22 protein-coding genes and 1 pseudogene are annotated in these 25774 nt (G+C 44.1%); 13 read left to right on the top strand and 10 right to left on the bottom strand.

Annotated features, from left to right (window positions below):
• Nucleotides 1-12: 12 nt before the first annotated feature.
• The 5 genes from carB (at nt 13) to ACYX4N_RS14210 (ending at nt 6891) form a co-directional block, all read left to right on the top strand.
• Nucleotides 13-3234, top strand: coding sequence for a carbamoyl-phosphate synthase large subunit (gene carB, locus ACYX4N_RS14230; protein ID WP_476054487.1), 3222 nt, complete (start codon nt 13-15; stop codon nt 3232-3234).
• Nucleotides 3235-3351: 117 nt separating this feature from the next.
• Complete coding sequence (gene greA, locus ACYX4N_RS14225; RefSeq protein ID WP_025254739.1) at nt 3352-3828, top strand: transcription elongation factor GreA; 477 nt, start codon at nt 3352-3354, stop codon at nt 3826-3828.
• Between the two features lie 163 nt (nt 3829-3991).
• Nucleotides 3992-5842 (top strand): hypothetical protein, encoded by a 1851-nt coding sequence (locus ACYX4N_RS14220; protein ID WP_476054486.1) that lies wholly within the window; start codon nt 3992-3994, stop codon nt 5840-5842.
• A gap of 10 nt (nt 5843-5852) precedes the next feature.
• On the top strand, nt 5853-6392 hold the full coding sequence (locus ACYX4N_RS14215; protein WP_476054485.1) for an NUDIX domain-containing protein: 540 nt from the start codon (nt 5853-5855) through the stop codon (nt 6390-6392).
• A gap of 91 nt (nt 6393-6483) precedes the next feature.
• Nucleotides 6484-6891 carry a DUF3224 domain-containing protein gene (locus ACYX4N_RS14210; RefSeq protein WP_476054484.1) on the top strand — a complete coding sequence of 136 codons (408 nt, stop codon included), beginning with the start codon at nt 6484-6486 and terminating at the stop codon, nt 6889-6891.
• Nucleotides 6892-7000: 109 nt separating this feature from the next.
• Here the strand turns inward: ACYX4N_RS14210 and ACYX4N_RS14205 are convergent, their stop codons facing one another.
• Nucleotides 7001-7450 carry an Hsp20 family protein gene (locus ACYX4N_RS14205; protein WP_474855699.1) on the bottom strand — a complete coding sequence of 150 codons (450 nt, stop codon included), beginning with the start codon at nt 7448-7450 and terminating at the stop codon, nt 7001-7003.
• 389 nt (nt 7451-7839) lie between these two features.
• Here ACYX4N_RS14205 and ACYX4N_RS14200 point away from each other — a divergent pair, with 389 nt between their 5' ends.
• Entirely contained in the window at nt 7840-9021 is a 1182-nt protein-coding gene (locus ACYX4N_RS14200) for an acetate kinase (RefSeq protein WP_476054483.1), read from the top strand.
• Between the two features lie 51 nt (nt 9022-9072).
• Complete coding sequence (gene pta / locus ACYX4N_RS14195; protein ID WP_476054482.1) at nt 9073-11214, top strand: phosphate acetyltransferase; 2142 nt, start codon at nt 9073-9075, stop codon at nt 11212-11214.
• A gap of 61 nt (nt 11215-11275) precedes the next feature.
• Here the strand turns inward: pta and ACYX4N_RS14190 are convergent, their stop codons facing one another.
• From ACYX4N_RS14190 to miaB, 6 genes and pseudogenes are all read right to left on the bottom strand, one after another.
• Entirely contained in the window at nt 11276-12001 is a 726-nt protein-coding gene (locus tag ACYX4N_RS14190; RefSeq protein WP_476054481.1) for an NYN domain-containing protein, read from the bottom strand.
• Between the two features lie 140 nt (nt 12002-12141).
• Entirely contained in the window at nt 12142-13647 is a 1506-nt protein-coding gene (lnt, locus tag ACYX4N_RS14185; RefSeq protein WP_476054480.1) for an apolipoprotein N-acyltransferase, read from the bottom strand.
• Between the two features lie 104 nt (nt 13648-13751).
• Nucleotides 13752-14609, bottom strand: a complete 858-nt coding sequence (gene corC / locus ACYX4N_RS14180; protein WP_269916243.1) for a CNNM family magnesium/cobalt transport protein CorC — start codon at nt 14607-14609, stop codon at nt 13752-13754.
• Nucleotides 14610-14725: 116 nt separating this feature from the next.
• Nucleotides 14726-15202: an rRNA maturation RNase YbeY gene (ybeY, locus tag ACYX4N_RS14175; protein ID WP_476054479.1), complete on the bottom strand. Its 477-nt coding sequence runs from the start codon at nt 15200-15202 to the stop codon at nt 14726-14728.
• Nucleotides 15203-15297: 95 nt separating this feature from the next.
• A pseudogene (locus ACYX4N_RS14170) lies at nt 15298-16386 on the bottom strand (PhoH family protein); the annotation flags it as partial.
• 30 nt (nt 16387-16416) lie between these two features.
• Entirely contained in the window at nt 16417-17850 is a 1434-nt protein-coding gene (gene miaB / locus ACYX4N_RS14165) for a tRNA (N6-isopentenyl adenosine(37)-C2)-methylthiotransferase MiaB (protein WP_474807655.1), read from the bottom strand.
• A gap of 306 nt (nt 17851-18156) precedes the next feature.
• Between miaB and ACYX4N_RS14160 the strand changes: the two genes are divergently transcribed.
• From ACYX4N_RS14160 to ACYX4N_RS14150, 3 genes are all read left to right on the top strand, one after another.
• Nucleotides 18157-19356 carry an FAD-dependent monooxygenase gene (locus tag ACYX4N_RS14160; protein WP_476054478.1) on the top strand — a complete coding sequence of 400 codons (1200 nt, stop codon included), beginning with the start codon at nt 18157-18159 and terminating at the stop codon, nt 19354-19356.
• Entirely contained in the window at nt 19356-19532 is a 177-nt protein-coding gene (locus ACYX4N_RS14155; protein WP_162889809.1) for a hypothetical protein, read from the top strand. The genes ACYX4N_RS14160 and ACYX4N_RS14155 overlap by 1 nt, the downstream gene beginning before the upstream one ends.
• A gap of 84 nt (nt 19533-19616) precedes the next feature.
• Nucleotides 19617-20099, top strand: a complete 483-nt coding sequence (locus ACYX4N_RS14150) for a hypothetical protein (RefSeq protein ID WP_476054477.1) — start codon at nt 19617-19619, stop codon at nt 20097-20099.
• 88 nt (nt 20100-20187) lie between these two features.
• On the opposite strand, the gene ACYX4N_RS14145 is transcribed toward ACYX4N_RS14150, so the two are convergent.
• Nucleotides 20188-20778, bottom strand: coding sequence for a TetR/AcrR family transcriptional regulator (locus ACYX4N_RS14145; protein WP_476054476.1), 591 nt, complete (start codon nt 20776-20778; stop codon nt 20188-20190).
• Nucleotides 20779-20930: 152 nt separating this feature from the next.
• Between ACYX4N_RS14145 and ACYX4N_RS14140 the strand changes: the two genes are divergently transcribed.
• Complete coding sequence (locus ACYX4N_RS14140; RefSeq protein ID WP_474855717.1) at nt 20931-21482, top strand: carboxymuconolactone decarboxylase family protein; 552 nt, start codon at nt 20931-20933, stop codon at nt 21480-21482.
• 109 nt (nt 21483-21591) lie between these two features.
• On the opposite strand, the gene ACYX4N_RS14135 is transcribed toward ACYX4N_RS14140, so the two are convergent.
• Entirely contained in the window at nt 21592-22053 is a 462-nt protein-coding gene (locus ACYX4N_RS14135) for a hypothetical protein (protein ID WP_476054475.1), read from the bottom strand.
• A gap of 26 nt (nt 22054-22079) precedes the next feature.
• Nucleotides 22080-22262, bottom strand: coding sequence for a hypothetical protein (locus ACYX4N_RS14130; RefSeq protein ID WP_474835261.1), 183 nt, complete (start codon nt 22260-22262; stop codon nt 22080-22082).
• Between the two features lie 184 nt (nt 22263-22446).
• Between ACYX4N_RS14130 and ACYX4N_RS14125 the strand changes: the two genes are divergently transcribed.
• Nucleotides 22447-22617 carry a hypothetical protein gene (locus ACYX4N_RS14125; RefSeq protein WP_474835263.1) on the top strand — a complete coding sequence of 57 codons (171 nt, stop codon included), beginning with the start codon at nt 22447-22449 and terminating at the stop codon, nt 22615-22617.
• A 502-nt stretch (nt 22618-23119) separates the two neighbouring features.
• Nucleotides 23120-25681 carry a TonB-dependent receptor plug domain-containing protein gene (locus ACYX4N_RS14120; protein WP_476054474.1) on the top strand — a complete coding sequence of 854 codons (2562 nt, stop codon included), beginning with the start codon at nt 23120-23122 and terminating at the stop codon, nt 25679-25681.
• The last annotated feature ends 93 nt before the right edge of the window (nt 25682-25774 follow it).

The raw sequence follows: 25774 nt of genomic DNA, 5'->3' as shown, positions 1-25774 counted from the left end.
AATTAGCCAACTATGCCAAAACGTACCGACATAAAAAGTATTCTTATCATTGGTGCTGGCCCTATTGTTATTGGCCAGGCTTGTGAATTCGACTATTCAGGCGCGCAAGCGTGTAAAGCCCTTCGCGAAGAAGGCTACCGTGTTATTTTGGTTAACTCTAACCCAGCAACCATCATGACCGACCCAGAAATGGCAGATGCAACTTACATCGAGCCTATCCACTGGGAAGTGGTTCGCAAGATTATCGAAAAAGAACGTCCAGATGCCATATTGCCAACTATGGGTGGTCAAACCGCACTTAACTGTGCGCTAGAGCTAGACAAGCACGGCGTACTTGAAGAGTTCGGCTGCGAGCTTATTGGTGCTACGGCAGACGCTATCGATAAAGCAGAAAATCGCGAACGTTTCGATAAAGCGATGAAAAACATCGGCCTTGAATGTCCACGTGCGGAAATCGCGCACAGCATGGATGAAGCGCACGATGTGTTAAGCCGTATCGGCTTCCCTTGTATTATTCGTCCGTCTTTCACCATGGGCGGAACCGGTGGCGGTATCGCGTACAACATTGACGAGTTCAATGAAATTTGTCACCGCGGCTTAGACCTTTCTCCTACTAACGAGCTTCTTATCGATGAATCCTTATTAGGCTGGAAAGAGTACGAAATGGAAGTGGTACGCGACAAAGCGGACAACTGCATCATCGTATGTACTATCGAAAACTTCGACCCTATGGGCGTGCACACCGGCGACTCTATCACAGTAGCTCCTGCACAAACCCTGACTGACAAAGAATTCCAGTTAATGCGTAATGCAGCAATGGCTGTACTGCGTGAGATTGGTGTTGAAACTGGTGGTTCAAACGTACAGTTCGGTGTAGACCCGAAAACAGGTCGTGTAGTTATCATCGAGATGAATCCTCGCGTATCGCGTTCATCTGCGCTTGCTTCTAAAGCAACGGGCTTCCCGATTGCGAAAGTAGCAGCGAAACTTGCGGTAGGTTACACGCTAGATGAATTAGCAAATGACATTACAGGTGGCTTAACGCCAGCGTCTTTCGAGCCGTCTATTGACTACGTAGTGACTAAGATCCCACGCTTTAACTTTGAGAAGTTTGCCGGTGCTAACGACCGACTGACTACCCAAATGAAGTCGGTAGGTGAAGTGATGGCTATTGGTCGTAACCAGCAAGAATCACTACAAAAAGCACTTCGCGGTCTTGAAGTTGGTGCGACAGGCCTTAATCCAATGGTTGACCTTGAAGACCCTGAATCACGCAATAAAGTGGTTTATGAACTTCGTCAACCTGGTGCAGAGCGTATTTGGTACATCGGTGATGCATTCCGTATGGGCATGACGGTTGAAGAGGTGTTTAACCTTACTAATATCGACCGCTGGTACCTTGTACAGCTTGAGGACCTTATTCTTCTTGAAGCAAAAGTAGCTGAGCTTGGTTTGCCAGGTATTGATGCTGACTTTATGCGTGCACTTAAGCGTAAAGGCTTCTCTGACGCACGTCTTGCTGAACTTACCAAAGTGGCAGAAAGCGATATTCGCGAGACTCGTCGCAGTTTTGGTATTTTCCCTGTCTACAAGCGTGTAGATACTTGCGCAGCAGAATTCTCTACCAGCACGGCTTACATGTACTCAACGTATGACGAAGAGTGTGAAGCAGCGCCGACTGACAAAGAAAAGATTATGGTATTGGGCGGCGGTCCAAACCGTATTGGTCAAGGTATTGAGTTCGATTACTGCTGTGTTCACGCGGCGCTTTCAATGCGCGAAGACGGTTACGAGACCATTATGGTTAACTGTAACCCTGAAACGGTTTCAACCGACTACGACACGTCTGATCGCTTGTACTTCGAACCAGTCACGCTGGAAGATGTACTTGAAATCGTTGCTAAAGAGCAGCCAAAAGGCGTTATCGTGCAGTATGGTGGTCAAACGCCACTTAAACTTGCACGTGCCCTAGAAGCCGCGGGCGTACCGGTAATCGGTACCTCACCAGAAGCCATTGACCGTGCTGAAGACCGTGAGCGTTTCCAGCAAATGGTGAATAAGCTTAACCTCAAGCAGCCTGCGAATGCCACGGTAACTAACGTTGAGCAAGCGCTAACTATGGCTGAAGAGATTGGCTTCCCGCTGGTTGTTCGTCCAAGCTACGTGCTGGGTGGTCGAGCGATGGAAATCGTTTATGACATCAAAGACCTTAAGCGTTACCTAAACGAAGCGGTTAAAGTGTCTAACGACGCACCAGTATTGTTAGACCGTTTCCTAGACGACGCTATTGAAGTTGATATCGACGCTATCTGCGATGGAAAAGAGGTTGTAATTGGCGGCATCATGGAACACATCGAGCAGGCCGGGGTCCACTCAGGTGACTCAGCGTGTTCACTGCCTCCGCACTCGCTACCAAAAGACATTCAGGACGTTATGCGCGAGCAAGTTAAAGCCATGGCGCTTGAACTTGGCGTAGTCGGTCTAATGAATACACAGTTTGCGATTAAAGACGGTGAGGTATACCTCATCGAGGTCAACCCTCGTGCAGCACGTACCGTGCCGTTTGTATCTAAAGCAACGGGTATTCCACTTGCTAAAGTAGCAGCACGTGCAATGGCTGGCGTCAGCCTAGCCGAACAGGGGGTAACTGAAGAAGTAATTCCTCCGTTCTACTCTGTGAAAGAAGTGGTGCTTCCTTTTGCTAAGTTCCAAGGTGTTGACCCACTACTAGGCCCAGAAATGCGTTCTACAGGTGAAGTAATGGGTGTTGGTGATACCTTCGAAGAGGCATATGCAAAAGCTAACTTGGGTGCAGGTGCACCATTGCCTAAGCAAGGTAAAGCGCTTATTTCAGTACGTGATACCGACAAGCCTCGTATGATTGCACTGGCAAAAGCGTTAGTAGAAGCCGGCTTTAGCATTGAAGCTACCCGCGGTACGGCTACCGAGCTTTACGATGCAGGCATCATGAGCACAGTAGTAAACAAGATGTCTGAAGGTCGTCCTAACATTGTTGATGCTATCAAGAACGGCGAATACGCTTACTTGATCAACACAACAGAAGGTCGTCAAGCCATCACAGATTCAGTATACATTCGTCGTGAAGCCTTGGTGAATAAGGTGACTTATACCACGACAATGAACGCTGCGTTTGCAACTATTCGTGCTAAGTCTGCCGATGACCGCAATAAAGTGGCATCAGTTCAAGAACTACACGCTAGACTCAAACACTAATGACATACGCTAGGATACGAGGTATCCTAGCAATATTACATTTGTGTGAACCAATAAAAAGTGCGCCTTCGCGGCGCACTTTTCTGTTTAAATTACTAGCTAAGTGAGACGGTATTCATGAGTCAGTATCCAATGACAGCGCGCGGCGCTCAAATGCTGCGTGACGAATTAAATGAGCTTAAAACAAAAACACGCCCACGTATTATCGAGTCTATTGCCGAAGCACGTGAGCACGGTGATTTGAAAGAAAACGCTGAATATCACGCTGCCCGTGAGCAGCAAAGCTTCTGTGAAGGCCGCATTCAAGATATCGAAGGCAAGCTTTCAAATGCACAGATTATCGACGTAACGAAAATGGAAAATACCGGTAAAGTTATTTTCGGCACTACGGTTACCATTTTAAACGTTGATACCGATGAAGAGACAACTTACCGCATCGTTGGCGATGATGAAGCTGATATTAAGAACAACTTAATTTCAGTTAATTCGCCTATCGCTCGCGGTCTTATCGGTAAAGAGCTTGATGATACGGTAACTATTCAAACGCCAGCTGGTGCTGTTGAAGTTGAAATCATCGAAGTTGAGTATATTTAATTGCTATCGGTCAGTGGTGCAATGCCACTGACCTCCCGTTACAATTTCGTTTTAAACATTCAACATCCTTTCCTTTCTCTTTTTGTTTGTAAATTTTTAGCAAAATCATTGCTCTACCTACTTCCTCTGAGTATTATCTTTCCTTTTTTTGAAAGGATGCATCATGGCGTATGATTTTGGTTCTCAAACACTGGGGATAAAGAACCCATTTAAGACAGAAGGGACGCTTAGAACACTTGGTGGTGTGTTGACGCTGCTATTGGCGGTTTATGTTGTGTTTTCGGTGCCAGCAATATTTGAAGCCAACAAGGTAAAAGGGTATACCTTGTTAGCGGTAAGCTTTATTTTAGTGGTATCGGGAATACGCCATACTGCGGTTGGAATATTACAGCTCATGCGCTTTTTCGTAGGTAGAACGGTTCCTACTTCTCTTGCGTATAATTTCTCAAAATCTGAACAAGACGCTGCCCAGGCAGAGAAAAAGTCTCTACTTTACTCAAAAGAATCGTTGCACTCGATGCTTATGGGTAGAAGAAATACGACATTTGAAGAGCCAAAAGGCTGGCTTGCTCGGTTAGTCCACAGCATTTTTCCTAAACTTGTTTTCTTACCTTACCCGTTACGCCATCTTGCCCAAGAAATTCTCGCTATGGGAGCAACACTTATCGTGGGCTTAGTCACCTACGCTATCGTTTATTTTCTCGTAAGTAATGGATTTGCTGGCGAAGTAGCAAAAGTGGTCGTTATGCCCATTCTTTCTCTGGTACTGCTTATCTATTTCGTTGCCAATTGGGCATCCACTGCAAAAGGGATCCATAACGAAGGAAACTCTCAACTTGTTAAAGCTGGTGGGCTTTCCATTGGTGTTATCATCGGCTTGGCGTTAGTTGTTCCCCTTGGCGCAGGTGTGTTTCTTGACGGTGTTGTTGGCAACAATATTAACGAGCTTCAACGCTGGTCAGAAGAACACGCTTTTTTTAGCGCTTGGCTGAACTTTGTATACCTTTTCATCAGTATCGGCGTGGTGATAGGCCTTGTATTTCCATTACTTAAAAAGCGCATGGATTTAGTGACCCCTCAAACTGAAGTCAGTGAATTTAGAGCAAATATGCAGGAGTCTGTTCACCCCAACGAGATCTTCATTAATATTGAAAATATTGTGCTCGCCAATCGCCGATACAAAGAAGTGCCAAACAGAATATATGCCGACTTTGTGCCTAAGCTTAAAGAACAGGCTGAAGGGAAGGGGAGTTTCGAAGGGGAACTATTGATTGAAACTCAACCAACGCTAAGCGAAGGTTTGGCCTTACCTAAAAGTGCGAAAGTCGCGTTAAGTGCTATGGCGCAAGTCGCAGTTGTTGTTGCGGCAGTATTGTTTTATTCATCGGGTGTGCAACTTGCTGAGCTACTTCATCTAATTATCAATATTGGCGTAGACAACGGCACACTACTTAATAATGCTTTTTCGATGGTAAACAATTTGCTCATGCTTGTATTTGCATGGCTTACTTTCAGAGCAGCAGGTAGTATTTTGAACAACGCCTCTCACATGTTTTGGGGCGAGTTAAATTTTAATTCTTTGCTCATGTACATGAAAACGGAAGGGACTTATACCGAATCGAGAGTATCGACAGGCATGGCCATTCACGATTCTACGCGTTCTGAAAACGTTGTAGTAAGAAGTAGTATTACGCCTTGGATTATTACTAGTCGAATTAATACATCGATATTTGCCACTAGTGGTATGAATAACTTGGAAGCACCGCGTTTTGTCATGGGAATGAATAAAAATGATGGCGAATTAACCGAAATCGTTGACGAAATAAAAGCGTTCTTGCGTGGCAGAGAGACCATTGCTTCTATTACGAACGAATCGGATTTAGCCAATGCAGGTACCATTCATCAAGTTAATCAGCAGACTCGCGCATTCAATCAAAACTCAGAAGAACGTTTAACGCTTAAAGAAACTGAAGAAAGTGCTGGTTTCCTTAGGAACGAGAAAGACGGCGAATGAGGACAGGAGTATGGCCGACATTACTACGTTAGACTCAAAAGTGGTGTACCAAAACAAATGGCTTCGCGTAAGAGAAGATAAAATTCGTCGAAGCAGTGGAAACGAAGGTATTTATGGCGTAGTAGAAAAGCCTGACTTTGCCATTATTTTGCCTATTGAGGGTGATATTGTGTACATGGTTGAGCAATATCGCTATACCATCAAAGAGCGACAGCTTGAACTTCCTCAAGGCGCTTGGGAGAGCAACCCTGACGCCGACCCTGTAGAACTGGCAAAAGGTGAGCTTAAAGAAGAGACAGGTTTAACCGCTGAGTCAATGGAGTATGTTGGCTTTCAATATCTGGCATATGGTTTTTGTAATCAGGGGTACCATATTTACGTGGCTAAAGGGTTGACCCAAGGCGAACAAAAACTAGATATTGAAGAAGAAGATTTGCAGGTTGTTCCGCTTTCCTTAACTGCCTTAAAGGAAAAAATCGCCAATGGAGAGATAAAGGACGCAAGTACCTGTAACGCTGTAGGTTTAGCCATACTCAAAGGATTTATTTAAACGCGCTGTTACAATTCTTAGGCTGTCTTTTTTCTGCATAAGAGGTTAGGGTAGGTAAATCTACTATAACGCTAATATAAAAGAGATATTCATGACGATTGAAGGAAGCTTCTCCATTACGCAATGGGACGAAGACACGCTGAGTGAAAGAGCAGAGGGAATTAAGGTATCTCAGGCCAGTATCAAACAGGTCTATTCAGGTGATATGAGTGGCGAGTCTAACGTTGAGTTTTTGATGTCTTATCAATCGCCAATGTCAGCTCAATTTACGGGTTTTGAAACTTTTGTCGGTGTGATAAACGGGTTGCGTGGTACGGTTACTTTTCAGCATAAAGGCAAGTTTGAAAACGGTGTTGCTAGTAGCGATTTCGAATCTATCAAAGATTCTGCAACCGGAGAACTCACGGGCAAGGCCTTACAAGGCAGCTTTAAGTCTGGCGAGTCAGGTAAAGCTGATTACACGCTTGAAGTAAACGATGTCGAAACTGTTAATGGTTGAAGCTAAAACAGAATAAGCTAGCAATAGGCTTATCTGCAGCTTATAAAAGCAAAAAAACGGCGCCGTAAGGCGCCGCTAAAAGTTGGGAAACAAACCAAGAGACTATTTATTAACTCTCAAGTAAACGAGAACCAATTTCTATTTGGCGAGGCTTCTTGGCTTCAGGTATGACTCGCTCCATATCGATGTGTAATAGACCATTTTCCATATCTGCAGCCAACACTTTCACATGATCGCCGAGCTGGAATTTACGCTCAAAGTTACGCTCTGAGATGCCTTTATGTAAGAACTTACGTTCGTTACTTTCTTTGTTTTCCGCTTCCGTTTTCTTGGTTCCAGTAATAGTTAATGTATTCTCTTCAACCTGAATTGATACATCGTCTTTACTAAAACCTGCAATCGCCATTGTTACTCTGTACTTGTCATCACCAAGCAGTTCGATGTTATACGGCGGATAGGTGCTTTGCTTCTCTGCACGAGATGCCGCATCAATAAGAGATGCTAGGTGATCAGAACCAATGAATGAACGGTAAAGTGGAGATAGATCGATAGTACGCATAGTCATATCCTCAAAATTAAGCAATATGTTTAAAATTTAAATGCCCCGACTCTGCGGCGGCGGTTTCGTCGACCTGACTGTTCAGCGCCGACAAATCATATATAGGAATCGCCCAAACACTTTTCAAGAAAAAAAGTTGATTTTTTTAGAAAATAATCGAAATTAATTTATAAGCCACTGAAATTTAGTGACTTTTATAAGGGTGAAATTATTCTGAATAAGAGTGGGACGCCGTAAGTTAGCAAAAGTTTGCCTTAAAACCCTATATAAAATAGGTGTATGCGATAATTTTTATAAAACATTTAGCATTTGTTTAACCCCTCTAATTGTTTAGAAATGCTACAATTGGTTAAACAGAATGTCTTACCACTTTAATTGAAATTACGAAAATGAAAAAAGAAGTTATTGTTTTAAACTGTGGCAGCTCTTCAGTAAAGTTTGCCATTATCGACGCTGATACTGGTGAAGCGGGTCTCTCTGGTATTGCTGAAGCGTTAGGCAATAGTGATGCAAGTTTATCTTTTAAGCTAAACGGTAAAAAAGAGAAGCAGGCATTGCCAGCAAAAGCAGGGCATACCGAGGCGCTTAACGCTATCTCTAAAATTATTGCAAGCACAGGCGTGCAGCCTATTGCCATTGGTCACCGTGTCGTACACGGCGGCGAAAAGTTTAAAGGTGCAGCCCTTGTAGATGATAGCGTGCTCGAAGCAATCGAAGATTATGCGAGCATGGCACCGCTTCACAATATGGCTAATCTAAAAGGCATTGTGACTGCTCAAGCTGCGTATCCAGATTTGCCTCATGTCGTTGTATTCGATACTTCATTTTTTCAAACACTTCCTAAAAAAGCCTTTATCTATGCTTTGCCGATGTCGCTTTATCGTGAGCATGGCATTAGACGTTATGGCTTCCACGGAACCAGCCATAAATTCATTCTTGATAGCATGGCGAAAATTCTTGAAAAACCAGTTTCAGACACAAGCATAATCAGTGCGCATTTAGGCAATGGCTGTAGCGTGTCAGCTATCGAAAAAGGGCAGGCGGTAGACACCAGCCTTGGTTTCATTCCTTTAGAAGGCTTAGTTATGGGCACGCGCTGTGGTGATTTAGATCCTAGCTTGCCGGGTACGCTACAGAAAAAGCTTGGTAAAACCGCAGACGAAATTAGTGATCTGTTAAACAAACAGTCAGGACTGCTAGGTATTTCAGAGCTGAGCAACGACTGCAGAACCCTTGAGGATGCAGCGCTAGAAGGTCATGAAGGTGCACTGTTGGCAATTGAAATTTTCTGCTATCGCTTGGCTAAATACATAGCGGGCTACATGGTAGCTGTGCCAACGTTAGATGCCATTGTCTTTACGGGCGGTATTGGAGAAAACTCATCGCTAATTCGAGAGACCACAATGGGATATTTCACTCACTTTGGTATTAGCCTTGATGAGCAGAGAAATACTGATGCGCGATTTGGGCAAGGTGGAAAAATATCTACTGATACAGCATCAACCTCTGTTTATGTCGTACCTACTAATGAAGAATGGGTAATTGCAGCTGAAGCTGCGACCTTCGCGTAAATTCAAACTAGCAAAGCCAGCGCTCGGACGTTGGCAATAGCAGGAGTAACTATGTCTCGCAGAATTATGTTGATCCCCGTGGGCACGAGTGTGGGCCTAACTACGGTCAGCATGGGTCTTGTTCGCGCAATAGAAGAACAAGGTATTAAGCTTAATTTTTTCAAGCCGGTGGCGCAGCCTAGAAAGGGCGACAATGGAGAAGAGCGTTCTACGGCAATTATTGCCCATCATGCTAGCGTATCACCAATCGAACCGTTCGAACTTGAGTACGTTGAGCGCATGATCAGTACAGACAATACTGATGAGCTGTTAGAAGAAATTATTGAACGATTTGAAGAAAAGAGCGTTCAAGAAGCGGTAACCGTGATAGAAGGGCTAGTGACCACGCGTCATCACCCCTACGCGGAGCGTTTAAATCTTGAAATCAGCCGTGCTCTTGATGCCGATATTGTTTTTGTGGCCGTGCCTGGCAACGAGTCGACAACAGATATTAATCATCGCCTTGAAATCGTTGTAGACACCTATGGCGGTCATAAAAGTCAAAAAGTGGTTGGCTGTATCTTTAACAAGGTTAATGCGCCTTTTGATGAACATGGTCGCCTTCGCGCTGATATTGGTGCAATAGAAGCGCCAGAGCACGACGAAGAGCGTACGCAGGCATTACGTGACTTGCCTATTTTCAAAAAGGGTTTAAGCCTTCTTGGTACGGTTGATTGGAGCGCAGACTTAGTGTCTCCTCGCGCTACCGATGTGGCAAAGCACCTCAACGCAACCTTGCTCAACGAAGGCGAGTTGGCAGAACGCAGATTAAGCAGCGTTACTTTCTGCGCGCGCGAGATTCACAATATGACGCATACCTTAAAGCCGGGCGCGTTACTTGTGATGTCAGGCGATCGCGGTGATGTATTTGTGTCTTGCTGTTTGGCTGCGCTAAACGGCACTAAGCTGGGCGCGCTATTACTTACAGGTGGCTACCAGCCCGATGAAAATATCATGGCGTTGTGCAGCCAAGCCATGGAAACAGGCCTGCCTGTCATGCTTGTAAACTCTAATACATGGCAAACAGCCCAAGCGCTTCACGCATTCAATCAAGAAGTACCGGTTGATGATAGCCAGCGTATTGAAAAAGTGATGGTGCATACAGCGGAAAGCTTAGATGCCAGCTGGGTTAACTCACTAACGCAAAAAGTTTCTCGCCAGAAGAAGCTGTCTCCATCGGCGTTCCGTTTCTACCTTACTAACCGTGCAAGACAGGTTAACAAGCGTGTTGTACTGCCAGAAGGTAATGAGCCTAGAACCGTGGTGGCTGCATCAATCTGTGCAAAACGTGGTTTAGCACGACCTGTGCTTATTGGTGATGAAACAGAAATTCGCCGAGTAGCAGAGCAGCAAGGTGTGGTGCTGAGTGATGGCGTAGAAATTGTTTCTCCTAGTGAGATAAAAGATCACTATGTTGAAGGTTTAGTGGCACTGCGTGGTCATAAAGGCGTTACTGAAGTGGTCGCTAGAGAATTATTAGAAGATAACGTGACCTTAGGCACGATGATGCTTCAGCAAGACGATGTGGATGGCCTAGTCTCTGGTGCGGTCAATACAACGGCTAATACAATTCGTCCGGCACTACAGCTTATTAAAACGGCGGAAAATGCATCACTTGTATCGTCAGTGTTTTTCATGCTTCTGCCTGACCAAGTTTTGGTTTACGGCGACTGTGCCATTAACCCTGATCCCAATGCTCAGCAACTAGCCGACATAGCTATACAGTCTGCGGAATCGGCGCAAATGTTTGGCATTGAACCACGTGTAGCTATGATCAGCTACAGTACCGGTTCTTCAGGTGCGGGTAGCGATGTAGAGAAAGTGCGTGAGGCAACTAAAATTGCGCAAGAACTACGCCCTGATTTACTTATCGACGGTCCGCTTCAGTACGATGCTGCGGCGATAGAAAGTGTAGGTAGAAGCAAAGCTCCAAACAGCCCGGTTGCCGGTAAAGCAAACGTGTTTGTTTTCCCAGACCTAAACACGGGTAATACCACTTATAAAGCGGTACAGCGTAGCTTCGACTTAGTCTGTATTGGCCCTATGCTGCAAGGTATGAGAAAGCCAGTTAACGATTTAAGCCGCGGTGCGTTGGTGGACGATATTGTATTTACGATTGCACTTACTGCTATTCAGGCTGCGGGTAACAATTAATATATAGTTGGAGTTCGATCGAAGGTATTGGTTTACGCAGCGTCTTGTATCCAGACGCTGCTCATTTCAACTTACCAATTTGCTTTGCTTTTTTCTTGTCTCTAACCCACAACACAGAACCATTCGTTTTCTTCATTTCAAAAAGATCTATGGCTTGAAATAAATCACTCAGCTTTTTAAATCCATAATTGCGTTGATCGAAGGATGCATGGTTTGAAATGTGTGTTCCAATTGGGCCTAACATAGCCCAACCTTCATCATCTTCCACAGCTTCAACTGCTTGTCTCAACAGGTTCATTAACCTAGTGTCGCTTTTGATATTCTTCGTATCTTTTTGAATAGGAAGTTCTTTCTCACTTTCTTTGTCCAAATAAAGGAAGCGAGAGCAACTATTAACAAAAGCCAAAGGTGCTTTTCTCTCGCCAAATCCTATTACAAACTTTCCATCGGCTAATGTACGGGTTACAAGTGGAGTGAAGTCACAATCTGACGATACAAGGCAAATAACGTCTATATCTTTTGTATATAATACATCCATGACATCAATGACTAGTGCCATGTCTGTCGCATTTTTGCCTTTCGTGAGATCAAATTGTTGGATGGGTTGAATTGCAAACTCGTGAAGAACATCTTCCCACGGCTTTAAATTCTGATTTTTCCAGTTTCCATATGCCTTTCTAATATTGACTACACCATAGCGTGCCAACTCAGAAAGAACTTTATCTATTTTCTGAGCAGGTGCATTATCAGCATCAATAAAAACTGCAATTTTCTCTTTGTCTCTCAAGTGTGCCTCCTTGCTACTAAACTTATTCGTATAACCCTGTATTTATAATATTACTGCGATTTATCAATCCTAACGTAGCCAACAGAAATTTTAGCCTTTCACCTTTCCTTCAGAGTAAAAGTTGTCACAGGAAAGCTACATTAGTGTTTCGATCTTTTAAGTACTATGGCAATAGCAATTAGTGCAATGACAAACAGCCAAACGCCTAACTCTTGCAGGTGGTAGTATGGTGTAAAACCGCGAGTTGCCACAACTGGCGCTGAAATATTACCGGCCATGAATTGAGGTAGGCGGGCTGTCACTTCGCCTTTGTGGTCTATAAAGGCCGTAATACCGTTATTTGTTGCCCTAACTACAGGGCGCCCCAACTCTAGAGCACGCATTTGCGCAATCTGCAAATGCTGAGCGGGGCCGTGAGAATGTCCAAACCACGCATCGTTACTTACTGTAATGATCATGTCTGTATCTTCATATACGTTTGCCATAACTTGATGAGGAAACGCAATTTCAAAACAGATAGCAGGTGCTAGGTGAATGCCATTGGCTTCAAGATTAGCCTGCTGATAATCACCACGAGAGAATGACGACATAGGCAAGTCGAATAGAGGGGCCAGGGGGCGAAGCCAGTCTTCAAAAGGCACAAACTCTCCTACAGGTAATAGGTGGTGCTTGGAAAACCGGTTGTTGTGAAAATATTGATAGTCAGGGTAAGTAGCATCCGGCGTTCGTTTACCAAGCACGATGAGGTTATTCCACGCCTCGTCAGTTTCCCAGTTATAATTTACTATGCCGGTAATAAGCGCGGTGTTTTCTTTAAATGCTCTTTCGTTAACTTTGGCAAGATAAGGTTGGGCTAAAGGCTCAAGCTTGGGAACGGCCGCTTCTGGCCAAATAATTAGGTCGTTATCCCATAAGCTTTCGGTTAGCTTCCAATAGGAGTCCATTGTAGGGCCATCTTGCTCCGGCACCCATCGCAAGCTTTGGGCAATGTTGCCCTGCGCCATGCCTACAGAATAAGTTTTACTTGGAGTAACCCAGGTATGCTGTTTAAGCAGATAGCCACTGGTAAACAAGCATAGTGCAACCAGCACTGCGTTGGCGAAAGTTCGCTTATTGTGAATCAGTGCAAATAGGGTAGCGCTAATAACGATAAGCGCGCTTATACCCGTTTCCCCAATAATAGGCGCAAAACCAGTCAGTGGACTTTCTAGCTGGCTATAGCCTAAAGATAACCACGGAAAGCCACTTAGCATCCAGCTTCGCAACCACTCGGCCACAACCCAGAAAAAAGGCAGTGCCATGGGCCACAATTGGGGAGAGAAATACTTGGCGGTGAATTTGGTGGCAAGCGCTGGGTATAGCGCCAAATATCCACAAAGTAATGCCATTAAGGCAATGGAGCCGATAAGAGGTAGCCCACCAAAGTCGGCGATACTTACGTGTACCCAGCTTATACCAGCGCCAAACCAGCCTGCACCAAATAACCACCCAGCTATAAACGGTTGATGTTTCAGCTTGATAACTTGACGTATAGCAAGTGCGAGGGCAGGTATAGTTAAAAGCCACATATTAAATGGGGCAAAAGCCAGCGTTAAACTTGCGCCGCTTAACACAAGAAGAAAATGGGGGATAAACCGTTTCAGCATAGAAGTCATCTGATGGTGGTTGATAGGTTTTGTTTTACACTGGGGTAAGCGCTTAAAAATTCGCGCTACCCTGTGCTGAAATAAACGTTATTGTGACGACGTCTCTATTCCAATGAAGGCACTGAAACCTTAAGTTGAATAAGTCGGCGCTTATCAGAGTTAGTCACTTTAAACTGAACATCTCCAATGGTGATTTCATCATTGGTTTCAGGCATATGACCAAACGCTTTAAGCACAATACCACCAATGGTATCGGCTTCTTCTTCGCTAAATTTGGTTTCAAAAAACTCGTTAAAGTCATCCACTGGGGTTAACGCTTTAACCGAGTATGTCGATTTATTTAATGGGCGAATATCATCGGTACCGTCTTCTTCGGTATCGTACTCATCTTCAATTTCACCCACGATAATCTCTAGAATATCTTCGATAGTCACCAAGCCAGATACACCGCCGTATTCGTCTACAACAATGGCCATGTGATAGCGCTGCTGACGGAACTCTTTAAGAAGAACGTCTACTCGTTTACTCTCTGGAACGATAACCGCTGGGCGAAGAATGTCGCGAAGGTTAAATTCTTTTTCTGCATTGAAGGCAAAGGAAAGCAGGTCTTTTGCAAGCAAAATACCTTCGATATGGTCTTTATCTTCACTTATAACAGGAAAACGTGAGTGGGCAGATTCAAGCATCACCGGTAGAAATTCTTCTACCTTTTGCTCTACATCTATGGTGGTCATTTGAGCGCGAGGGATCATGATATCCCTCACTCGCATTTCATTTACCCCAATTACCCCTTCAATCATTTCGCGGGTTTGTGGGTCTATGATGTCGTTTTGTTCAGCATCAGTAATAACCGATACTAACTCTTCTTTACTTTTCGGCTCGCCAGAAATCGAATTTTTTAGTTTATCTAACCAACTCTTGCCTGATGAGCCGTTGGTAGAGTGAGGATTATCGTCGCTCATAATGTCCGTTTAATTGTTAGGTCAACGCCAACGTTAAAATGGTTCGTGCTGGTCGTCAATGTTTTATTGTTATTAAGTGTTAATTTACTTATATAACAAATGGTTATGGTTATTTGTTAATCGTTGACTTCATAAGGGTTATCTATACCAAGGCTAGCTAGAATATCAATTTCTTTGCTTTCCATTTCCTCGGCATCTACATCGTCGATATGGTCATAACCCATTAAATGCAATAGCCCGTGAACCGTCATGTGCGTGTAGTGATCGCTCACTTTCTTTTGCTGCTCTTCAGCTTCACGGCTAATAACAGGGGCACAAATAACTAAGTCGCCTAATAAGTTGATCTCAATGCCGGGGGGCGCTTCGAAGGGAAACGATAGCACGTTTGTCGGTTTATCTTTGCCTCGGTATTCATGGTTGAGGCTTTGGCTCTCTGCTTCGTCGGTAAAGCGAATGGTGACTTCTTGCCCGCTCAACCCTTCATACTTGAGCACAGCATTAGCCCAAAGCTCAAGTTCTGAAGGTGACGGAATGGCAGATAAGATAGTCTCGTCACCTTCAAACGCTTGTTGTACATCAATAATGGCTGTCACGATGGACTGTCATCTTTGGTTTGAGCGTCGTTTGATTGCTCAGGGCTATTTTCAGCAGTTGGCTCAGGGCTGTTACCGTCAGTTAGCTCAGGGCTGTTATTACTAGTTGGCTCAAGGCTATTGTCAGTACTAGGCTCAAGGCTGCGCGCTGATTGTTCACGCTGAACACGCAACGCTTCTTCTTTTTTCGCTTTTCGAATACGCTCTTGCTCAGCGTCATGCACTTCGTAAGCTCTTACAATGCGCGCAACCACAGGGTGGCGAACCACATCTTCAGCATGGAAGAAGTTGAAAGAAATGTCATTTACTTCGCTTAATACCTCGATGGCGTGGCGAAGGCCTGATTTGGCACCGCGAGGTAAGTCTACCTGTGTGATATCACCAGTAATCACCGCTTTCGAATTAAAGCCAATACGGGTTAAGAACATTTTCATTTGCTCTACCGTAGTGTTCTGGCTTTCATCCAAAATGATAAAGGCGTCGTTTAGCGTACGACCACGCATGTAGGCTAATGGTGCAACTTCAATAACATTACGCTCCATAAGCTTTTCAACTTTCTCGAAGCCAAGCATTTCAAATAGTGCGTCGTAAAGCGGTCGCAAGTAAGGGTCTACTTTTTGCGAAAGATCGCCAGGCAAGAAACCAAGCTTTTCACCTGCTTCAACCGCGGGGCGGGTAAGCAAGATTCGGCGAATTTCTTGGCGCTCAAGCGCATCGACAGCAGCGGCAACAGCAAGGTAAGTTTTACCTGTTCCGGCAGGCCCAATACCAAAAGCAATATCGTGGTTAACAATGTTTGCCACATACTGCGCTTGGTTAGGGTTACGCGGCTTTATAACACCGCGCTTAGTTTTAATATTGATCTCTTTGCCATAACCACCCGTTGCGTCTTTTTCAATAACGCGGGCTTCTTGAATGGCAAGATGAACTTGCTCTGCTTCTAGCTCAGGAATACGACCTTTAACAGGTTGTGTCTCTATATAAAGAAGCTTAAGTAATTCGCTAGCACTTTTTATTTGCTGCGGTTCACCCAACACCTTGAACGCGTTATTTCGGTAAGTAATTTCTACTCCCAGCCTACGCTCAATTTGTTTAATGTTGTCATCAAAGGGGCCACATAAACTCGACAAACGTTTGCTATCTGCCGGTTCTAAATCAAATTCGTTACTAACCAATGTACTCAAGCTACTCTTTTCCTCGCTATAAAATTGTTTTTAGGCTGGGTTAAATTGACCCACGCCAAGCTCATTAGGCAAATCTGCCTGATGCTTTGCCATGATAGATTGGGGCGAAACTGCAACACGCAAGCCCATTTCACTTTCTCTGCGCACAACTTCACCACGTAGTGAGTTGGTAAATACGTCAGTGATGTTTACATCAACGAATTCACCAATCATATCTGGTGTGCCTTCAAAGTTTACTACGCGATTGTTTTCAGTACGTCCAGAAAGCTCCATTGGGTTTTTCTTAGACGGGCCTTCAACCAAAATTCGTTGCTCAGTGCCAACCATGTGACGCGCAATACGAAGGGCTTGCTGCGTAATACGCTGCTGTAGTAAGTGAAGACGTTGCTTCTTAGTTTCTTCACTTACATCATCTACTGCATCGGCAGCAGGTGTACCTGGGCGGGCACTGTAAATAAAGCTGAAGCTAAGGTCGTAATCCACAGCCTGAATCAAATCCATGGTAGCTTCAAAGTCGGCATCGGTCTCGCCAGGGAAACCAATGATGAAGTCGCTCGACAAGCTAATGTTAGGGCGAATTTTTTTCAGCTTACGCATTTTCGACTTATATTCAATTGCCGTATGGCCACGCTTCATCAGGTTCAAAATACGGTCAGAACCGCTTTGAACAGGCAAGTGCAGGTGGTCTACTAACTCAGGGATAGACGCGTATGCTTCAATGATATCGTCAGTAAACTCAACCGGGTGTGAGGTGGTGTAACGAATACGGTCGATGCCATCGATAGCAGCTACTAGCTCTAGTAACTCAGAGAAACGACAAATTGTGCCGTCGTAATTGTCACCGCGATACGCGTTAACGTTTTGACCTAGAAGATTTACTTCACGTACGCCTTGACCTGCAAGCTGTGCAATTTCAAGTAGCACATCGTCAACAGGGCGGCTTACTTCTTCACCACGGGTGTAAGGTACTACGCAGAACGTACAGTATTTTGAACAGCCTTCCATAATTGAAACGAATGCCGTGGGGCCTTCAGCACGTGGCTCAGGCAGGCGATCGAACTTTTCAATTTCTGGGAAGCTGACGTCAATCACTGACTTTGCGCCGCCTTGAAGTTCGTTGATCATTTCAGGCAAACGGTGCAGCGTTTGAGGGCCGAATACCAAGTCTACGAACGGCGCACGCTGTCGTATGGTGTCACCTTCTTGAGAGGCCACACAGCCGCCTACACCAATAATAAGTTCAGGTTTGTCTTGCTTTAACGTCTTCCAGCGACCAAGTTGATGGAAAACCTTCTCTTGCGCTTTTTCGCGAATAGAGCAGGTGTTAAGCAAGATAACATCGGCTTCTTCAGCACTTTGTGCAGCGCTAAAGCCATGCGTTGAGTCTAGTAAGTCTGCCATTTTTTCCGAGTCGTACTCGTTCATTTGGCAGCCCCAGGTTTTGATATACAGCTTTTTAGTCATAACAACTATTCGATAACCTGTTAGTGTTCCTGTAAGTAAATGCAGTATCACCTTGGTTTAGCTAAGGTGTCTGCCAGAATGTTATTCTGCATAGGGCGTTGAAAGCGCCCATGCAAAATGCATCGGAAATGTCAGTTACAGGAAGATGTTCAAAATAGCCGCATATTTTACCTGTTATGCAGGCATATTCCCAGTGTCTTACGACGATTCATGAAGAATTGATCTAAGCCAAGCCTGTTGTACGTTTTACTTCACAGCGCTTTGTGTTTTAAGACATAATGCAAGTGCGTGTTTTAAGGAGAGTAAATGGTCGATTTTTGTATAAATGGCGGTGGTATGGTGGGGGCAGCACTCGCCCTAGGTCTGGCCCAACAGCAGTTTAAAGTAGCGGTAATCGAGCCTTATTTACCTACAACATATAAAGCTGAAAATGGCCCGGACTTGCGGGTCTCAGCTATAAGCGAGGCGTCGGTTACCCTATTAAAAGCATTGGGAGCGTGGGACCATATTGCTGCCATGCGCGTTAAACCCTACACTGGTTTAAGTGTATGGGACCATCCGTCTCATCGAACAGATTTTACCGCACAAAGTATCGACATGCCTCAGCTGGGTTTCTTTGTAGAAAACCGATTGTTGCAACTAGGTTGCCACGAAGCACTAAAACAGTATGAGAATGTAGAGCTTATTAGTGGCCACACAGTGCAAGACATTCAGTTAGCCAATACTGCTACCGTTAAACTATCTAGTGGCAAAACGATAGAGGCTAAGTGGCTTATTGGTGCCGATGGTGCAAACTCTCAGGTAAGAAAGGCGGCCGGTATTGGCACCACCGGTTGGCAGTATGCCCAACAGGCAATGGGTATAACAATCAAAATGAATAAACCCGTTGAACCCGTTACTTGGCAGCAATTTACCTCAAGCGGCCCAAAAGCGTTTTTGCCTATGTTCGACAATTATGCCTCGCTTGTGTGGTACGACTCGCCTGACGAACTAAAACGTATAAAAAGTTTAAAAGCGAGCCAACTTGAAAGTGAAATCCTTAAAACGTTTCCTGATGAACTCACTAAAAATGACAACAGCTTTTCTGTTGTAGATAAAGCAGTTTTTCCGCTTACCCGTTCTCATGCTAATCACTATGTTAAAGGCTGCTGTGTGCTAATTGGCGATGCAGCGCACACCATTAACCCATTGGCGGGGCAGGGTGTGAACTTAGGTTTTAAAGATATTGAGGCGTTCTTATCTGTTACCGCTAAGGTTAATTCCAACCACAGCACTGGTGAAATTTCGCTTACGGATAAACGATTTTTGCAAATGCTCACCAACGACTATGAAAGGCCACGAAAGCGAGATAACTTGGTAATGATGAGCGCAATGGATGGGTTCTATACCTTGTTTAGTAACGATATTGCCCCCATTAAATGGGTAAGAAACCAGCTGCTTTCTGTGGCGCAGCGCATCGAGCCTGCTAAACAACAAGTGCTTAAATATGCGATAGGGTTACGATAATGGAAGTATTAATTTTACTGGCTGTATTGTTCGGTGCATTGGCATTAATTATACCGCTAATTGAGCGCTCTAAGATGCGTATCAGTAATGAAGACGCGGCCAAATGGGCAAAGTGGATTTGGCCTTTAATGGGGATTTTGCTTGTTGCGCAATTATTGCGTTTGCTGTTCTCCTAAAAGCTTTTGCTTAGGTTTGTAAAGTCACAAAATCTTGGCATTTGCTTAAGCTAACTCTATTCATAATTAAAAAGGTTCAAAGGAATGACCGTACAATTCTCGCAAGGGTTCTCTAATCAATGTCCGTTAGTGAGTTTAAAAGGCTATAGCCTCTACTATATTTGGCAAGGGCACCCATCAGAAGAAGGCGAAAAACATTTTTATCAGTTGAAGAGTAAACCTGACCCCGAAAAGGTTGAGGTGATGTCTGCCTGTTGGGATGGCTATACAGGCAGTTACCAGCTGAGTGTTGAAGGAAGGCTTGTTCTTACTCATTTTTATTATTATCTTCCCGACGGTTTGGGGGAGTCTGATGCCTTACTTGAGGAGCTGAAAGGCGACTTTTACTTAGAGTTTAGAACCCACTTTGAAGGTGACCAGTTATACGTCCCCTTTGTCGATAGTAAAGTAATTGATGACCAAGAACAGTGGGTTGAAATAAAGCGGACCCAATTTGATTCAAAAGCAAGCGAAAATAACTTTTTCGCTTGGATAAAGAGAGTCATTCCGGGTCGTTTATTTAATTAAGCCATATTCTATGCAACTGCTTTTAAAGCACTTATTATGAAAATGCGCAGTTTCAGCCTTTTTCAGCCCCTTTCAGCAGGCATTCACTTCAATGTGTTTGTTGAGGCCATTGCCCTTTTAAATCGATTATTACTTTGTCAATCATCTCAATAGTTGCTGTGTTTTCATCTTGCATAAGCGCAAAAGCTCGTAAACCCACGAACTGATTTTGAAGCCACTCTGCGGCCAGTTTCGTTGGTGTATGTTCGGGCAGCTCACCTTTCTCGATACAGGCTTCTATAATATCTCTGAAACCAGCCTTAAGGGTTTGCATGCTCTCAAGTACTGCTTTTTTTGCCACATCACCAATGATATCTAGTTCTGCAATAGACTTTACTAGCAAGCACTGGCGCATGTAGCGCTGTTCATCAGGGCCAGTTAGTGCCGTTTCAAAAAAGCTATAAAGCGCATTTAAAGGCGATTCGGCCTGTGCTACTTGCTTTAACCGCGCTGCGCTATTTTGCGCATACTGTTCAACAACAAGCTTGAATAAACCTTCTTTACTTTGAAAGCGAGCGTAGATACTGCCGGGGCGCATATCTAACGCTTGCTGAATATCGCGCATACCCGCAGCTTGAAAGCCTCGTTGCCAAAAAAGTGTAGTGGCTTTTTCAATAATGTCATCGTGATCATATTTCATAGCTGCATACCTTATACGTGAATATTTTGAACATGTGTTCAATTATCGCTTGAACGTTCGTTCAAGTAAACATATTATTGATCCCACACTAAAGAGGTAAGGGTAACCAAAAGGGTTACTTTAATTTCTAGTCACATCAATAGGAGAGTGATATGAGCGATTTTAAATTACATACAAAAGAGACAGCGCCAGAAGCGGCAAAGCCACTAATTGATAACTCGGTTAGCGCATTCGGCATGCTGCCTAACTTGCACGCTGTAATGGCAGAAGCGCCAACGTTGCTTGAAGGTTATCAAGTACTACACAAGCTAGCGCAAGAAACGTCGTTTAACGCAGAAGAACTAACAGTAGTTTGGCAGGCAGTAAACGTAGAACACGCATGTCATTACTGTGTACCAGCGCATACCGGCATTGCTAAAAGCATGAAAGTAAGTGATGACTTAATTGAAGAGCTACGCAACGATGAAACACTGTCTGATAGCAAATTGAATACGCTAAAAGAGACCGTACTTGCCGTAACTCGCGGACGAGGCAATGTTGATAGTGCGCAGCTAGATGCGTTTTACAGTGCTGGCTACAAGCACCAGCAACTACTTGAAATTATTCTTATTTTGGCGCAAAAAGTGATGAGTAACTATACAAACCACTTAGCCGAAACACCGGTTGATGAGCCGTTCAAGCAATTCGAATGGTCACCTAAATAAGAAATCCATTTCAGAGAAACAAAGGCTCCGCTTTTGTTTCTCCACTGATTATTGTGCTGGTCGTTACTTGTACAAGCGCAAGCATCTTAAAACGGCCAGCAATCCCGCACTAAAAAATACATAAATTAGAATCGCAGAAAGCATGACATTTTTCTTCACTGGTTTTTTCCAAGTTTGACTGCGCTAGCTGAATGGTCTTAATTAGCCAACGTTTAGCTGCATCTGTGTCGTTAAACACTTCAACGTTATCTCCAGCTCGCTCGTAAATACTGCTGAAATGTTGCGTGGCGAAACTGGGCGAGTTTGACTTTTCAACAATAAGCGCCGTGCCTACTCTACCGTTTTCTATATCTTTTTTTACAAGCTCAATAAGGTGTGCCTCTGCATCAGGCACATGTATGGGTTCACCATAAATGCTCGCCATGACTCCCCATGGGGCGCCTCTTAGCTCTTCCAATATCGACTTAGCTTTGTCGGTTGAGTGTTGAAGCGCTTCAATATTCCAAGGGCCATGTCCTTCGAGAATGAGTATGCGATCTTCCCGGTGAACATATACTTCACCATGGGGCATGAAACGGGCCATTTTAACCAGCTGATTTATGAAGCGATTGGTAGCTGCGGCTCAAGCTCTTCAGCAGTATTAAGAGCAACTATTTCTTCATAACCTTTTTGTTGAAGCAGGGCTTTTAAGTCATCTCGTGATGCACATTTTGTGTGCTTGGCAAGTGCAATAGCTTCAATGAAACAAGATAGGTGAGTTGTTGATTGTGCCTGTGTCATATACTTCTCAATTTGTTGCGTTGACGGAACAACTTTGTCTAATACTCAAGTCACTCATGTGACGTTTATGTGACTTTTTTATGAAAAAAATCAAGAAAAGTTCATTATTTACCTTGAAATGTATATACATTGAATATACATTTATGATTCGAATTGGTGCTTCTTACCTATGAAAGCGGTCGAGATGTCTGAAAAAAACAATAAAAAGAAGAAAAAGAATAGTCAGATGATTATTCGAATTAATGACGAAGAAAGAGCGCAATTTATTGCGCTTTGCGATTCTTTGGATACGTCTGCGGCTCGTGAAGTAAGGCGCTTTATTCGTGAATTCATTGAAGAACACAATGAAGAATAAATGCTGATAATCAGCAATACACTACAGAAGAAACTAAGGATATAAAAATGGCTAAGAAAAAAGAAATCAAAAAAGAGATGAAAGTAGCTAAAGCAAAAATTGCTAAGCAAGAAAGCAAACTAAAAAAGCTAAAGAAAAAGCTAAAAAAAGCGTAACGTGTAGCGTACTGCTTTGAAAAGGTGGCCAATGCCACCTTTTTTTGTATTTACATTAGATAGATCAATAGCTTCACGTTTTAGTCCCGTAAACTCCGCCTGTTATCGATATTTCTAAATTATTACAACTTTAGTATTGTGTGGGAGAATATTTTTGTGATTTACTCACCGCTAGGCATCTTTGCTTATCACTTCTAATAATTATAAGTCTTTTCAGACAACTCGATGTTTAGCAGTACCCCAACAACAGAAAAAGAAAATGTATCTGTAGGTCTTTTTTCTACTCGATAGAGTAAAAAGCATAGTTTTCAAAGCAGTAAACACATATAAAATTCAGGAACATCACAATGCAACAGGCTAAATTTAACGCTTCTGTTTTTAAGCTTTCCTTAATTGCTTCTGCAATAGCAGGAATGCACTTTTCCACTTCAACACTGGCACAAGAGCAAACTACAGTTGATGAGCAGGATGTTGAACAAATTCAAATCGTAGGTTCTCGCCGTGTAGGCCGTACTATCAATGACTCTCCCGTTCCTATCGATATCATCGATGCTTCTTCGATAGAAGCGACGGGCTTAACTGAAACCAATATGATTTTGAATCAGTTGCTGCCAAGCTTTAACTTTCCTCAACCCTCTGTTACCGATGGTACAGATCACGTGCGACCAGCCCAGCTGCGAGGCTTAGCACCTGACCATACCCTGGTATTGGTAAATGGGAAACGCCGTCATACTTCAGCGCTGCTTAATCTTAATGGATCGGTAGGGCGAGGCTCGTCGGCAGTAGATTTAAACGCTATTCCTGCTAACGCTATCAAACGAATTGAAGTATTGCGTGACGGTGCTGCGGCGCAATACGGTTCAGACGCTATCGCTGGCGTTATCAATATTGTATTAAAAGACGCCGCTGAAGGTGGCGAAGTATCGGCGACTTACGGTGCTAATGTAACGACTATGGACGGTGTACCTAACCTTGAAGGGGTAAGTATTGGCGCTGATGGTAATTTAGCTTTTGAAGAAGGCAGTGACCGAGAGGTAACCGACGGTCAAACCTTTACCCTTCGCGGTAACGTGGGCTTTGAGTGGGGTGACGATGGCTTTGTAAACGTTTCTGCTGAATATCGCGACCGCGGCCAAGCGAATCGTGCAGACTACGATCAACGAGAAAACTACGCCCGCGATGCTGAGGGTAATTTAGATCCGCGTGAACTTACGGTTAATCGCTACAACCACGTTTACGGTAATGGTGAAGTAGAAGACTACGCCCTTTTCATCAATGCGGGTAAAGCGCTAACCGATAGCATTGAGTTTTACACTACAGCAGGTTATAGCACGCGAGACTCTCTTGGCAGTGGCTTTTATCGCCGAGCTCAAGACTCGCGTAACATTGTTGATATTTATCCTGACGGATTTTTACCAGCCATCCAAACCGACATTACGGATATGTCATTTATAGCTGGAATTAAAGGTTATGGGGATGTCTGGAATTACGACCTATCGTTAACGCACGGTGGGAACGAGCTAGAATACGGTGTAGTAAACACACTAAATACGTCACTGGGCCCAACAAGCCAAACTGAGTTTGATGCCGGTACGCTAGAGTACGATACCACTATCATTAACGCAGACGCGTCTCGATTGGTGGATACTGGCTTGTTTTATAGCGAGATGAATTTCGCAATGGGAGCAGAATACCGCCACGAAGGTTACGATATCACAGCGGGTGAAGAAAACTCTTACATTCAAGGTACCTTTGGTCCTGGTGGAGCGGTAACCGACCCAATAGACGGGCCATTTGGCGCAGCTGGCGCACAAGTATTCCCTGGCTTCACTCCAGAATCAGCAGGTGATAACAGTCGTCACAACTACAGCTTTTACGTTGATGTAGAAGCTGATGTTGTTGAGAACTGGAATGTTGCAGTGGCAGGACGCTATGAAGATTATTCTGATTTTGGCAGCACCTTTAACTGGAAAATGTCGCACCGTGTAACGGTCAGTGATGCATTTGCTCTTCGTGCGTCGGTATCAACAGGCTTCAGAGCGCCGTCTCTTCAGCAGCAGTATTTTACCTCTATTGCCACCGTATTTGTTGATGGCGAGCCAACTGAAACTGGCACCTTTGCACCATCAAGTGAGGTTGCACAAGCGCTTGGTAGCCCGGGCTTAGATGCAGAAGAGTCGAATAACTACAGTGCAGGTTTTACCTACTCGCCCACAGCGGACTTCAACTTAACCGTAGACTTTTACCGCATTGATATTGATGATCGTATTGTGCTGTCTAACAACCTTTCGGGTGAAGCAATTGAAGCCTTGCTAGAAGGCACTGGGGCAAATCGTGCACGCTTCTTCTTAAACGCTATCAATTCGCGTACAGAAGGTGTAGACATTGTATCTACTTACACCTTGAATACATCTGACTATGGAGCGTTTAACTTTAATGCCGGAATGAACTTTAACGACAACGAAGTGACCGACATTTTAGATGCTCCTGACGTACTGCAAAACGCTGGCTTCGATCAAGACAATCTGTTCAGTGATGTTGAGCTTCGTCGCTTTGAAACAGCGTCACCAGACAGCAAGCTGAACTTAGGTGTTACATGGAATTACGACCGTTACACAACCACGTTACGCACTACCCGTTATGGTGAAGTTGAAGACCCTTCTTCAATTGAAGCGCGCAATGAAATTCTACCTTCGGAATGGATCACAGACTTGGATGTTCGCGTTGCATTAACCGATGGGCTAACGGTTTCTGTAGGTGCTAATAACATCTTTGATGTATACCCAGAGCCAACGCGAGACCTGGTTGATGAAGTAACGACTTTCTCTCGTCTGTTTTCTTACTCAGGCTTCTCGCCGTACGGTTTTACCGGCCGCTTTGTTTACGGAAAAGTTGCGTATCGTTTTTAATCAAGTGCCTTTAACTAAGTGCTTTTAATTGAGCGCTTAGGATAAACGTAGAAATACTAGAGTAGTTAATGTGAAAGCCCCCTAAGGTTAGTT

The organism is Alteromonas sp. ABH4_452, from assembly GCF_056311825.1.
The sequence above is the reverse complement of the archived record's forward strand: the minus strand, read 5'-3'. Positions and strand labels throughout refer to the sequence as shown.